This window comes from Bradyrhizobium sp. PUT101 (assembly GCF_052043945.1).
Classification (GTDB): domain Bacteria; phylum Pseudomonadota; class Alphaproteobacteria; order Rhizobiales; family Xanthobacteraceae; genus Bradyrhizobium.
Genome location: NZ_CP197207.1, coordinates 3,590,264 through 3,603,001, shown reverse-complemented (window position 1 = coordinate 3,603,001; position 12,738 = coordinate 3,590,264). Strand labels below are relative to the sequence as shown.

General features: G+C 65.5%; 15 protein-coding genes and 1 tRNA gene. 15 read left to right on the top strand and 1 reads right to left on the bottom strand.

Annotated features, from left to right (window positions below):
- Positions 1-28 precede the first annotated feature (28 nt).
- The 4 genes from ACSHT2_RS17635 to ACSHT2_RS17620 all read left to right on the top strand — a co-directional run bounded on the left by ACSHT2_RS17635 (position 29) and on the right by ACSHT2_RS17620 (position 3,826).
- Complete coding sequence (locus tag ACSHT2_RS17635; RefSeq protein WP_440642863.1) at positions 29-1,735, top strand: FAD-dependent oxidoreductase; 1,707 nt, start codon at positions 29-31, stop codon at positions 1,733-1,735.
- 124 nt (positions 1,736-1,859) lie between these two features.
- Positions 1,860-2,168, top strand: a complete 309-nt coding sequence (locus ACSHT2_RS17630) for an EthD family reductase (RefSeq protein WP_035706504.1) — start codon at positions 1,860-1,862, stop codon at positions 2,166-2,168.
- A 193-nt stretch (positions 2,169-2,361) separates the two neighbouring features.
- Entirely contained in the window at positions 2,362-2,871 is a 510-nt protein-coding gene (locus ACSHT2_RS17625; protein WP_440642663.1) for a hypothetical protein, read from the top strand.
- Between the two features lie 130 nt (positions 2,872-3,001).
- Positions 3,002-3,826 carry an alpha/beta fold hydrolase gene (locus ACSHT2_RS17620; protein WP_319338412.1) on the top strand — a complete coding sequence of 275 codons (825 nt, stop codon included), beginning with the start codon at positions 3,002-3,004 and terminating at the stop codon, positions 3,824-3,826.
- A gap of 6 nt (positions 3,827-3,832) precedes the next feature.
- Here ACSHT2_RS17620 and ACSHT2_RS17615 read toward each other — a convergent pair whose 3' ends face one another.
- Positions 3,833-4,474: a TetR/AcrR family transcriptional regulator gene (locus tag ACSHT2_RS17615; protein WP_440642662.1), complete on the bottom strand. Its 642-nt coding sequence runs from the start codon at positions 4,472-4,474 to the stop codon at positions 3,833-3,835.
- A gap of 89 nt (positions 4,475-4,563) precedes the next feature.
- On the opposite strand from ACSHT2_RS17615, the gene ACSHT2_RS17610 reads away from it, so the two are divergent.
- The 11 genes from ACSHT2_RS17610 (at position 4,564) to ACSHT2_RS17560 (ending at position 12,414) form a co-directional block, all read left to right on the top strand.
- Positions 4,564-5,502, top strand: coding sequence for an SDR family oxidoreductase (locus ACSHT2_RS17610; RefSeq protein WP_440642661.1), 939 nt, complete (start codon positions 4,564-4,566; stop codon positions 5,500-5,502).
- Positions 5,503-5,528: 26 nt separating this feature from the next.
- Positions 5,529-6,188 (top strand): NAD-dependent epimerase/dehydratase family protein, encoded by a 660-nt coding sequence (locus tag ACSHT2_RS17605; protein ID WP_440642660.1) that lies wholly within the window; start codon positions 5,529-5,531, stop codon positions 6,186-6,188.
- Positions 6,189-6,270: 82 nt separating this feature from the next.
- Complete coding sequence (locus tag ACSHT2_RS17600; protein WP_440642659.1) at positions 6,271-6,714, top strand: DUF2948 family protein; 444 nt, start codon at positions 6,271-6,273, stop codon at positions 6,712-6,714.
- Positions 6,715-6,861: 147 nt separating this feature from the next.
- Positions 6,862-8,157: a histidinol dehydrogenase gene (gene hisD, locus ACSHT2_RS17595; protein ID WP_440642658.1), complete on the top strand. Its 1,296-nt coding sequence runs from the start codon at positions 6,862-6,864 to the stop codon at positions 8,155-8,157.
- Positions 8,154-8,651, top strand: a complete 498-nt coding sequence (locus ACSHT2_RS17590; RefSeq protein WP_124159439.1) for a UPF0262 family protein — start codon at positions 8,154-8,156, stop codon at positions 8,649-8,651. The genes hisD and ACSHT2_RS17590 overlap by 4 nt, the downstream gene beginning before the upstream one ends.
- A gap of 5 nt (positions 8,652-8,656) precedes the next feature.
- Positions 8,657-9,124 (top strand): arsenate-mycothiol transferase ArsC, encoded by a 468-nt coding sequence (locus ACSHT2_RS17585; protein WP_319338424.1) that lies wholly within the window; start codon positions 8,657-8,659, stop codon positions 9,122-9,124.
- A gap of 284 nt (positions 9,125-9,408) precedes the next feature.
- Entirely contained in the window at positions 9,409-10,038 is a 630-nt protein-coding gene (locus tag ACSHT2_RS17580; RefSeq protein WP_124159437.1) for a Maf-like protein, read from the top strand.
- Between the two features lie 145 nt (positions 10,039-10,183).
- A complete protein-coding gene (gene yacG, locus ACSHT2_RS17575; RefSeq protein WP_440642657.1) occupies positions 10,184-10,366 on the top strand; it encodes a DNA gyrase inhibitor YacG in 183 nt (60 codons plus the stop codon).
- A gap of 186 nt (positions 10,367-10,552) precedes the next feature.
- Positions 10,553-10,628, top strand: a tRNA-Phe gene (locus tag ACSHT2_RS17570).
- Between the two features lie 77 nt (positions 10,629-10,705).
- Positions 10,706-11,509, top strand: a complete 804-nt coding sequence (locus tag ACSHT2_RS17565) for a DUF1326 domain-containing protein (protein ID WP_440642656.1) — start codon at positions 10,706-10,708, stop codon at positions 11,507-11,509.
- A 170-nt stretch (positions 11,510-11,679) separates the two neighbouring features.
- Positions 11,680-12,414 carry a DUF2182 domain-containing protein gene (locus ACSHT2_RS17560; protein ID WP_440642655.1) on the top strand — a complete coding sequence of 245 codons (735 nt, stop codon included), beginning with the start codon at positions 11,680-11,682 and terminating at the stop codon, positions 12,412-12,414.
- Positions 12,415-12,738: the final 324 nt, after the last annotated feature.

Below are 12,738 nucleotides of genomic sequence, written 5' to 3'. Positions count from 1 at the left end.
TAGAATTTTTGGAGTGCATGACGTGGCAATGGGGCAGGACGAACCGCAACGAACCGACCGTGATGCGCAGATGTCGCGGTTCACGCGCCCCGAGCAGACCTTTCCGGCGCTGACACCCGCCGAGATCGAACGGATCAGGCACTTCGGCGAAATTCGCACCTACGCGGATGGCGAGTTGCTGTTCGAGACCGGCAAGCCCGGCCCCGGCATGTTCGTCGTGCTGAAGGGCCATGTCGCCATCACCCAGCGCGACGGGCTCGGCCATGTCACCCCGGTGATCGACCAGGGGCCGGGGCAATTCCTGGCCGAGCTCAGCCAGCTCTCCGGCCGGCCGGCGCTGGTCGACGGCCGGGCCGAGGGCGATGTCGAGACGCTGCTGCTGCCGCCGGAGCGGCTGCGCGCGCTGCTGGTCGCCGAGGCCGAACTCGGCGAGCGCATCATGCGGGCACTGATCCTGCGCCGGGTCAATCTGATCCAGGGCGGCGCCGGCGGTCCCGTGCTGATCGGACCGTCGAACTCCGCCGGCGTGGTGCGGTTGCAGGGCTTCCTCACCCGCAACGGCCATCCGTTTCATCTGCTCGATCCCGGTCGCGATCGCGATGCGGCCGAATTGATCGCGCGGTATTTGCCGAAGCCCGAAGACTGGCCGCTGGTCGTCACCGCTGATGGCGCCGTGCTGCGCAACCCCAACGAGACCGAGCTCGCGCGCGCCATCGGCATGATCGGCGGCGCGAAGGGCGACCGCATCTACGACGTTGCGGTCGTCGGCTGTGGACCCGCAGGGCTCGCCACCGCCGTGTATGCCGCGTCCGAAGGGCTGTCGGTCGCCGTGCTCGACACCCGCGCCTTCGGCGGCCAGGCCGGCGCCAGCGCGCGCATCGAGAACTATCTGGGCTTTCCGACCGGCATCTCGGGCCAGGCCCTGACCGCGCGCGCCTTCACCCAGGCGCAGAAGTTCGGCGCCGACATCATGATTCCGGTGACGGTGAAGTCGCTCGACTGCACGCGCGAGAATGGCGCATTTTCGGTGGCGCTCGACGGCGCCGATCCCTTGCGCTCACGGGCGGTGGTGGTCGCGAGCGGTGCGCGCTATCGCCGGCCGGAGATCGAGAACCTCGACAAGTTCGAGGGACGCGGCGTCTGGTACTGGGCCTCGCCGGTCGAGGCGCGGCTCTGCGCCGGCGAGGAGGTGGCTCTCGTCGGTGCCGGCAATTCGGCAGGGCAGGCCGCCGTGTTCCTGTCGGGCCACGCCAGACGCGTGCTGATGATCATCCGCGGCGGCGGCCTGGGCGCCAGCATGTCGCGCTATCTCATCGAGCGCATCGAAGCGACGCCGAACATCGAATTGATGTTCAACACCGAGATCACCGCGCTCGAGGGCGACGAGGCCGCGCTGCTGCGGCGCATCCGCTGGAAGAGCCGGTTGTCGGACGACGAGGATTCTGCCGACATCCGCAATCTCTTCCTGTTCGTCGGCGCCGATCCCGCCACCTCCTGGCTCGACGGCTGCGGCGTGACGCTCGATCGCGGCGGCTTCGTCGTGACCGGCGCGCAGTCCGAGCAGAACCAGGGCAAGCTCGTGGCGCCGCTGGAAACCTCCGTGCCCGGCGTCTACGCCGTCGGCGACGTCCGCTCCGGCTCGGTCAAGCGCGTCGGCGGCGCCATCGGCGAGGGCGCGCAGGTCGTCGCCTCCCTGCACGGCTATCTCGGCGACGCCGCAAAACCGGCGCTTTAGGCAAGGAGAAGACAAGGAGATGGCAAGCCGAATCCGGCTTGCCATCTTGCCGCGTCCCACAGACTATCGCTCGTCGCGGGACCAACCGCGCGTAGAAAAACAAAGATTCCCAAGGGAGGACCAAATGGCTGAAATCGTCGTGCTGTACAAAACGCCCAAGGACGCTGCCGCCTTCGACAAGTACTATGCCGAGACGCACATCCCGCTCGCCAAGAAACTTCCCGGGCTGAAGAAATACGCCGTCAGCAAGGGACCGGTCGCATCTCCCGCAGGTCCTTCCGGGATCCATCTCGTCGCCATCCTCACCTTCGACAGCGTGGCCGACATTCAGGCGGCATTCGCCAGTCCGGAAGGCAAGGCGACCGGCGCCGACGTGCCGAAATTCGCCAGCGGCGGTGCCGACCTCTTGATCTTCGACACCAAGGACGTGTGAAGGATCGATTCGACTTTCGCCGGAAATGGTCGTCCTTCGTGACGGCTGCGCGAAAAAAAATCGGCCACGCGTTTGTCGATTCGCACGATGACGCATGGCCGCGCCTTTGCATGTGACGACAACGCAGGTGGCAATCCCATGAGGACCGTAATACTACTCTCAAGATCTCAATGCGGAGAATAGGAGAGATGTCATGGTCCTTGGGTTGAGTCTGCCCGCCCTTACGCTGATCCATGTCATCATCAGCCTGATCGCCATCGTCGCCGGCCTCGTCGTGATGTTCGGCCTGCTCGGCTCGAAGGCGATGCCGGCCCTCACCGCGATCTTCCTGCTGACCACGATCCTCACCAGCGCCACCGGTTTCCTGTTTCCGTTCAAGGAGCTGTTGCCCTCGCATATCATCGGCATCATCTCGCTGGTGCTGCTCGCGATCGCCTGCGTCGCGCTGTACGGCATGAAGCTCGCCGGAGTCTGGCGCCCGGTCTATATCGTGACCGCGATGATCTCGCTCTATTTCAACGTCTTCGTGCTGGTGATCCAGTCGTTCCTGAAGGTGCCGGCGCTCGCCGCCCTCGCACCGGCCGTGCCACCGGCGCCGCCGTCCGGTCCGGTGTTCGCCGTGGTGCAGGGCATCGTGCTGGTGTTCTTCGTGGTGTTGACCATCGGCGCCTGGCGCCGCTTCCGGCCGATGGCGTTTGCCTGATCACAGGATTCTCAACGTTCCCCGGTGATGCGAGCCATCGCATTCGGGATCCCGCGCAACTATCTGCGGATCGCCGGCGCGAGTTCGTTCGCGCCTCACGCAACTGATCTTCATCGAAAGAGAGCAATCCATGCCCACCATCACCACCAAAGACGGCGTCGAGATCTTCTACAAGGATTGGGGCGCGGGCCAGCCGATCGTGTTCAGCCATGGCTGGCCGCTGTCGTCGGACGACTGGGACGCGCAGATGCTGTACTTCGTCACGCGCGGCTACCGGGTCGTCGCCCATGATCGCCGCGGTCATGGCCGCTCGGCGCAGGTCGCGGACGGTCACGACATGGATCATTATGCCGACGATCTCGCCGCGCTCACCGCGCATCTCGACCTCAAGAACGCCATCCATGTCGGCCATTCCACCGGCGGCGGCGAGGTCGTGCACTACATTGCGCGCCACGGCGAGAGCCGGGTGGCGAAAGCCGCGATCCTCTCGGCCGTGCCGCCGCTGATGGTGCAGACCGCAGCCAATCCCGGCGGCCTGCCGAAGAGCGTGTTCGACGATCTCCAGAAGCAGCTCGCCGCCAGCCGCACGCAATTCTATCGCGACCTCCCCGCCGGGCCGTTCTACGGCTACAACCGCCCCGGCGCAAAACCGTCGGAAGCGGTGATCCAGAACTGGTGGCGCCAGGGCATGATGGGCGGCGCGAAAGCGCATTACGACGGCATCGTCGCGTTCTCGCAGACCGACTTCACCGAGGACCTCAAGAAGATCAACGTGCCGGTGCTGGTGATGCACGGCGACGACGACCAGATCGTGCCTTACGCCGATTCCGCGCCGCTCTCGGCCAAGCTGCTCAAGAAGGGCATCCTGAAGACCTACAAGGGTTTTCCGCACGGCATGCCGACCACGCACGCCGAAACCATCAACGCCGATCTCCTGGCGTTCTTCAGGGAGTGAGAGACCTCACTTCAATATCGCCCTGATCGCATCGAAGGTGCGCTTGACGAAAGCTTCCGGCTTCTCCCGCGCGCCCTCGCCGATCCAGCTCTCGCCGCCGACGCGCATGACGCCGGTGGCGATCATGGCGACGAGCCGCGCCTTCTGTCGGTCCGACTTGGTGCGGGCGCGCCGTGCCAGACCGTCGGCCAGCGCGCGCTCGAGCTTTTCATATTTGAGCTGGTCGCGCGCCTGGAGCGCGGGATTGTCGCGCTTGAGCCGCGACATCGCTGCGGCTTCCGCCGGATCGAGCCGTTTGACCGCCGCCGCGATCGCATTCTCCGCCGCCGTCAGCATGGATTCGTCCGCGGGCCGGGCGACGATCTCGGCGACCAGCGCGCCAGCTGCGCCCTCCTGCCAGGCGGCGACCACGTCCTCCTTCGACGCGAAATAGTGGAAGAAGCTGCGCCGCGACACGTCCGCTGCCGCCGCGATGTCGTCGATGGTGGTGGCCTCGAAGCCGCGCTCAAGGAACAAGCTCATCGCCGCGCGGGTCAACCGCTCGCGGGTCTCCTGCCGCTTGCGCTCGCGCAGGCCGGCGGCGGTCGGGGATTTTCCTTCCGCGGACAAAGACTTGACGCCTTTCCCGGCGACCTTCGAAGCCTTCAAATCATTTCACCTCTTGCAAACTTGCACTCAGTGCACATTTAGACCGGTCGCGGGCCCTTTTCCACCCCTGAAAGCCGCGGAGACATGGCATGACCGACTGGAGCACGGCAGGCATTCCCTCACTCAGCGGCAAGACCGTCGTCGTGACCGGCGCGACGGGCGGGCTCGGTTACGAGACGGCGATGGCGCTCGCGGGCGCCGGTGCCATTGTCATACTCACCGGCCGCGACGACGCAAAGGGCCTGCGGGCGATCGAAGGCATTTGCGAGCGGTTTCCCGACGCTCTGATCGCCTATGAGCATCTCGACCTCGCAAGCCTTGCCTCCGTCGCCGATTTCGCCGGGCGCTTTGCCGCCGACAACGAATGGCTCGATCTCCTCGTCAACAATGCCGGCGTGATGGCACTGCCGAAGCGGCAGCAGACGGAGGATGGTTTCGAGATGCAGCTCAGCACCAACTATCTCGGTCACTACGCCCTGACGGCGCGGCTGTTGCCGCAGCTTCGCCGTGCCAGGGCGCCTCGCATCGTCAATCTCTCGAGCCTTGCGCACCGCTCCGGTGCGATCAATTTCGACGATCTGCACAGCAAGCATTCCTATCGTCCGTGGCGCGCCTACTGCCAATCCAAGCTGGCGATGCTGATGTTTGCGCTGGAGCTGCAACGCCGCAGCGTCGCCGCCGGCTGGGGTCTGATGAGCCTTGCCGCCCATCCCGGCTATGCGCGGACCGATCTCATTGCGAACGGGCCGGGCGCCAGTACCGTCCAGTCGCGCCTCGGCCGGCTGCTCCAGCCGTTGATCAGCCAGTCCGCAGCCGAAGGCGCGCTGCCCACGCTGTTTGCGGCGACTTCTCCGGACGCCGAGCCCGGCGGCTATTACGGTCCCAACGGGTTCTACGAATTGAAGGGATCACCCGGGCCGGCGAGGATCATGCCGCAGGCGAAGGATCTCGCAGCGGCGGCCATGCTGTGGGATGCCTCGGCAACGCTGACCGGTGTATCCTTCGACGAGATCGCGGCCGCCGCATGAGCCGCGAGGCCGCTGGAGACACCCCGATGAAGGTCATCATCTTCGGCGCGACCGGCATGGTGGGGCAGGGTGTCTTGCGCGAATGCCTGGTCGACCCCGGTATCGACCGTGTGCTCGTGGTCGGCCGCAGCCCGACCGGCGTGCGCAACGCCAAGCTCACCGAGATCATCCACGACGATTTCATGGACTATTCGGCGATCGAGCCGCAGCTGACCGGCTTCGATGCCTGCTTCTTCTGCCTCGGCGTCTCCTCGATCGGCATGAGCGAGCAGAGCTACCGCCACCTCACCTATGATCTCACGCTCGCGGCTGCGACGATGCTGGCCCGGCTCAATCCGCAGATGGTCTTCACCTATGTCACCGGCGCCGGCACCGATTCGACCGAGCAGGGATCGCGGATGTGGGCGCGGATCAAGGGCAAGACCGAGAACGATCTGTTCAAGCTGCCGTTCAAGGCCGCCTACATGTTCCGGCCCGGCGCGATCCAGCCCCTGCACGGCGCTCGGTCCAAGACCGCCTGGGTGCAGGCTGTCTATGCCGTGAGCGGGCCGCTCTGGTCGGTGCTGCGCCGGATCTCGCCGCGGCTCGTGACCTCGACCGAGCAGATCGGCCGCGCCATGATTCGCGTTGTCCGGGAGGGGTATCCGCGCAGGGTGCTGGAGATGGAGGATATCAATAGCCTCTGACCTGCCGTCCGGTTAGTTTGTGCGGAAATTTCGGCGCTCGCGCGCGTTGAGCCCTGTCCCCTCCAAAGGAGAAGCGTCGGCAATGTCGCCCCAGCTCAAACTGATCGCGCTCGATGCCGACGACCTCGCCGTGATCTCGACCCATGTCCAGGACGCACGAGTCCAGACCTCCGACATCATCTGGCGGCAGGGCGAGAAGCGGCTTGTGGTCGGAATGAGCCGGCTGGACTGGGAGCAGACACTGGAGGGCGAGACCGAGCCACGCCGGCTCGTCGCCGCGCTCCGTTTCGACCGTGTGCTCGCCTGCAAGTCGCGCAATATCGATCTCGCCGCGCCGGACAACGTGCTGGACCTTGTCGGCATTGAATTTCACCCCCGGGACGGGCGCCACGAGGAGCCCGGCGGCAGCGCCCTGCTTCTGTTCGCCCAGGGCGGCGTGATCCGCCTGGACGTCGAGTGTCTGGAATGCGAGCTGACCGACCTCGGGGGCGACGCGCTGGGAACGGGCATCGAGGGGGAGGGGTGAAGTGGCCGGTATACCAGCCAAATGGGCTGAGGCCCTCGCCGGAACGGCATCTGCCGAGGGTTGACGCAGCTTCCCCGCCGCGCCATTGAGCAGGGGGCCCGGTGCGCCGATCCGCCCCCAAAATACCAGCCAGAAGCCAAGCGAAATATGCCCGTTCGCCTCGACCGCAGCAGCGCCGATTTTGACCAGCGATTCGCCGCCTTCCTTGCCGCCAAGCGCGAGGCCTCGGCCGATGTCGAGGCCGCCGCGCGCGCGATCGTCGACGACGTGGCCAAGCGTGGCGATACGGCCCTGCTCGAAGCCACGGCCAAGTTCGACCGGCTGACGCTGGATGCATCCTCCTTGCGCGTCTCCGCCGCCGAGATCGAAGACGCTGAGAAGGCCTGCGATGCCGCGACGCTGGATGCACTCAAGCTCGCGCGGGACCGCATCGAGACTTATCATCGCCGTCAGCTTCCGCAGGATGAGCGCTTCACCGACCCGCTCGGCGTCGAGCTCGGTTGGCGCTACACCGCGATCGAATCCGTCGGTCTCTACGTGCCCGGCGGCACTGCGGCCTATCCGTCCTCGGTGCTGATGAATGCAGTGCCTGCGAAAGTCGCCGGCGTTTCGCGCCTCGTGATGGTGGTGCCTTCGCCGGATGGCAAGCTCAATCCGCTGGTGCTGGCGGCCGCGCATCTCGGTGGCGTCACCGAGATCTACCGTGTCGGCGGCGCGCAGGCCGTCGCCGCGCTGGCGCACGGCACCGCGACGATCGCGCCGGTCGCAAAGATCGTCGGCCCCGGCAACGCCTACGTCGCCGCCGCAAAGCGGCTGGTGTTCGGCAAGGTCGGTATCGACATGATCGCCGGCCCGTCGGAGGTGCTGGTGATTGCCGACGATACCGGCAACGCCGACTGGATCGCCGCCGATCTGCTGGCGCAGGCCGAGCACGATGCCAGCGCGCAGTCGATCCTGATCACCGATTCTGCTCGCCTTGCTGCCGATGTCGAAAAGGCGGTCGAGGCGCAGTTGAAGACGCTGCCGCGCGCCGCGATCGCAGGCAGCTCCTGGGCCGATTTCGGCGCCATCATCCTGGTGAAGACTCTTGCCGACGCGATCCCGCTCGCGGACGCCATCGCTGCCGAGCATCTCGAGATCATGACCACAGATCCCGACGCGCTCGCCGCAAAGATCCGCAACGCCGGCGCGGTGTTCCTTGGGCCCCATACGCCCGAGGCGATCGGCGACTATGTCGGCGGCTCCAATCACGTGCTGCCGACGGCGCGCTCGGCGCGGTTTTCCTCGGGGCTCTCGGTGCACGACTTCATGAAGCGCACCTCGATCCTGAAATGCGGACCCGATCAATTGCGTGCGCTGGGTCCGGCCGCGATGACGCTGGGCAAGGCGGAGGGGCTGGACGCCCATTCGCGTTCGATTGGAATGCGCCTCAATCTGCCATGACAAAGCCGCCCGAACAGGACGACTCGGCCAATCGCATCGTCGCGGTCACGCTCGACGAGGAGTCGATCGGCCGTTCCGGGCCGGACATCGAGCATGAGCGGGCGATCGCGATCTACGATCTGATCGAGCAGAATTTGTTCGCGCCCGAGGGCGCGGAGGGGAAGGGCCCGTTCACGCTGCATATCGGCATCACCGGCAACCGGCTGATGTTCGACATCCGCCGCGAGGACGGCACGCCTGTCGTCGCGCATCTGCTGTCGCTGACGCCGTTCCGGCGGATCGTGAAGGACTATTTCATGATCTGCGACAGCTACTATCAGGCGATTCGTACCGCGACCCCCGACAAGATCGAGGCCATCGACATGGGCCGCCGCGGCATCCATGACGAGGGATCGCGCACGCTCCAGGAGCGGCTGAAGGGCAAGGTGCGGGTCGATTTCGAGACCTCGCGCCGGCTGTTCACCCTCATTACCGTCCTGCATTGGAAGGGGTAAGCGCGATGGCGGGTCCGCCACGCGCACGCGATCCACAATCGGTGCTGTTCGCCTGTGCGATGAACAGCGTCCGCTCGCCGATGGCCGAGAGCCTGTTGCTGCACATGTTTCCGCAGGGCCTCTACGTGAAGTCGGCCGGCACCAGGAAGGGCGAGCTCGATCCGTTCGCAGTCTCCGTGATGGCCGAGCTCGGCCAGGACATCTCGGCCCACAAGCCGCAGACCTTCGAGGAGCTGGAGGACTGGGAGGGGTTGAATTTCGACCTCATCATCACGCTCTCGCCCGAGGCGCATCACAAGGCGCTGGAGCTGACACGGACACTCGCGGCCGAGGTCGAATACTGGCCGACGCAGGATCCCACCACCATCGAAGGCAGCCGCGACCAGAAGCTCGCTGCCTACCGCGAAGTCTGCGATCAGCTCTTGATGCGCATCCGCCGGCGCTTCGCCAAGTCGGGCGCGGCATCAGAGTGATCTCGTGCCGGACGCAGCGCAGCGTGCAACGATGCACTGCGGAGGCGGGGGCCCATCTCATCGACAAGCGCAAGCACCTTGATCCCGCCTCAGCGTCGCAGCATTTCACGCTGCGCCGCGTCCGGGGACATGAGACCTCTCGTAACACCCGCGTCACAGAGTGCGGGCACAGGCATGTCGGCAACCTCGAATCACCAAACCTCCGGTTCCCGGTTGTGAAATCAGCCCCCTTCCGATAGGTTCCGCGCGCAATTCACCCCCTGCTTCATCCCGCAAATCACCTGATGCTCGGCCGCCCCAAATTCGTACTTGCCTCCGGTTCGCCGCGCCGCCTGTCGCTGCTCAACCAGGCCGGCATCGAGCCGGACACCCTCCGGCCGGCCGACGTCGACGAGACGCCGAAGCGGGGCGAGCTGCCGCGCGCCTGCGCCAACCGCCTCGCCCGTGCCAAGGCCGATGCGGCGCTGAAATCGGTGCAGCTCGACGACGAGCTGCGCGGCGCCTTCATCCTCGCCGCCGACACCGTGGTGGCGGTCGGTCGGCGCATCCTGCCCAAGGCCAATCTGGTCGACGAAGCCGCGCAATGCCTGCGGCTGCTGTCGGGCCGCAACCACCGCGTCTACACCGCGATCTGCCTCGTCACGCCGCGCGAGGCGTTCCGCCAGCGCCTGGTCGAGACCCGCGTGCGCTTCAAGCGTCTCTCGGAGGAGGACATCCAGGCCTATATCGGCTCCGGCGAATGGCGCGGCAAAGCCGGCGGCTACGCCGTGCAGGGCATCGCCGGCTCCTTCGTGGTGAAGATGGTGGGGTCCTACACCAACGTCGTCGGCCTGCCGCTGTACGAGACCACGACGCTGCTCGGCGGCGAAGGTTTTCCGATCCGCTTCGGCTGGCTCAACACCACGTCCGTGTGAGCGCCGATAAAAATCACGAAAACAACCCCATGCACAGTAGAATGGCCCGGCCGGGTCCGGGCGGCGGCGCATGTGCCGTTGCTCCAGGAACCCCTTTGCCGACAGGCGCTTGAACTTCCTCACCCCGTGTAAGCCGCCGCATCCCATGGACGACCAGATCGAAAAGCCCGCCGGACCGCTCAAAGCCTGCCTGATCTGCGGCAAGCCGCAGGCGCAGGCCACCCGCCCGTTCTGCTCCTCGCGCTGCCGCGACGTCGATTTGAACCGTTGGCTGAAAGGCTCCTACGTCATCCCCGGCCGCGACGACGATGTGGACGACGTCGAATAACTAAATAAAATCAATAAATTACAAGAATTGGCGATGCGCCGCGCACAAGCAATGCCGGGACGGACCCACCTTGTGCACAGCCAGGCCGAGCCTCGCGAAGCCATAGGCGAAGCGTGGGTGGACAGGCCGCCCTCGGCCCACTATAAACCGCCCGCTCGATGGGCTTTGGCCCCTCTCTTGGAGCACGCCCAGGTAGCTCAGTTGGTAGAGCATGCGACTGAAAATCGCAGTGTCGGTGGTTCGATTCCGCCCCTGGGCACCATTTCCCTGACATCCCCGAGATGCGGCCGCTGCTGAGCCACGACCCTCGTTCGCTATACGAGCCGGGCTGCCGCTGCTATGATCCTCGCCATTGGGACGGTAAACGGCAGTTTGCCACCAACTCTTCTGCGATGCCGGCCTTCTGATCGGACCTCGATCCCGCTCGCGCCTTTTCGCATTGCCTCGACAACAACGCTGAACAAATACGTCAACGGCTGCCGCGCCCCCGCTCACATTGGGAGATGTGTCATGGCTGCATCGGACTGGCGTCTCGAAGGCGAATGGATGAAGAACTGCAATTGCGCGTTTGGCTGCCCCTGCGATTTCAACGCTCTACCGACCCGCGGCTATTGCAAGGGCCTGGTCGGCATGCGGATCACGACGGGGCATTTTGAGGGCGTCAAGCTCGACGGCCTTTGTTTTGCGGTCGTGGTGGATTTCCCCGGCGCGCTGCATCAAGGCAACGGCAAGATGCAGCCCATCGTCGACGAACGCGCCACACCGGAGCAGCGACAGGCGCTGTTCAACATCCTGTCGGGCAAGTATTCGGCCGAGGGCACGCTGTTCCACATCTTCAGCCTGATCGTGACGACCATTCACGATCCGATTTTCGCGCCGTTCGAATTTTCCTTCGACAGGGATGGCCGTGTCGCAAAACTCGTCGCCGGCAACGTGCTCGAGACCGAGGTGGAGCCGATCAAGAATCCGGTGACCGGTGCGCCACATCGAATTCAAGTGGTCATGCCCGAGGGCTTCGAGCACAGGGCTGCCGAGATCGCGTCCGCCAACATTCGCTCGACCGGCGCGATCCAGTTCGAGACCCAGGGCACGCACAGCTCGCTCGCCAATGTCGTGCAGACGCCCGAGGGCGTTGCGGCGTGATACGGCGCTGACATCGGGTCCGCAGCTTCGGTGTCAGCTCGTCATTCTCCGGGAGCGCGACACGCGCGTCGCGACGGATGAAGGTCCGGCTCCCCCGATTCGTCACGGCGCCGGCGGATTAACCTATGCACGGGCGTGCGATACTGGAACATCTGCTCCACCGCGATCGCTTGATCGTCGCGATCGGGACCGCCGCCGTGGCGGCGCTTGCCTGGGCCTATCTCGCGGGCGGCGCGGGCATGGACACCGACATGATGGCCGAGATGCCGGACATGGCCCCGATGCCGTGGACGCTGCGCTCTGCCGCGCTGCTGTTCGCGATGTGGTGGGTGATGATGATCGCGATGATGGCGCCGAGCGCGGGGCCCACGGTCCTCTTGTATGCGACGATCAGGCACAAGGACGAGACTGCATCCCGCGCGGCAATCGATGCCTGGATATTCCTCGCCGGATACCTCGTGACATGGGCTGGGTTCAGCCTCGCTGCCGTCCTGGCACAATGGGCACTTGAACGCCTTGGCCTCCTGTCGATGGCGATGGCAAGCACCAGCGCGGTTCTGGGCGGCGTCATCTTGCTAGCCGCGGGGCTCTACCAGTTCACGCCGCTCAAACGCGCCTGCCTGCGGTATTGCGAGAGCCCGCTGTTGTTTCTCAGCCGGCATTGGCGACCCGGCACGCGCGGGGCATTCCGCATGGGGCTGCGCCACGGCGGCTACTGCGTCGGCTGCTGTTGGTTTCTGATGGCCTTGCTGTTTGTCGGCGGCGTGATGAACCTGGTCTGGATCATCGGCCTCATGCTCTATGTCGCCGGCGAGAAGCTGCTGCCGTTCGGCCGAAGATTGAGCTATGCGGCAGGCGGGATCCTCATCCTGTCCGGGGCGATCGTTATTGCGCGCGCGGTGTGAGGCCCGAAACTGCGGGGGACTGCTCGGATACCGCCTCCCAATATGCCGGAAAGCCGAACGACTGAGCCTTGCCCCAACCGGAACTTGACGTTGTCCTGCTTACGAATGCGATTGCCACCCTTCGGAACGCCATCAACTTGTCTCCCGGACCTCGCAAGTCTTCGCAGAAGCCGAGAGACGGCTGAAATCCGTGCGTTTCAGCCCTCGTCTACGTTCGGCTGTCCGCCGACTGCCGAAGCGCCGCGCCGCGCGGAGCTCGTTCCCGAGCCAGATCGCATCCCCCCATCCTGGCACTCCGCTTGCTCAGTCAGGAGCCAAGCCAAG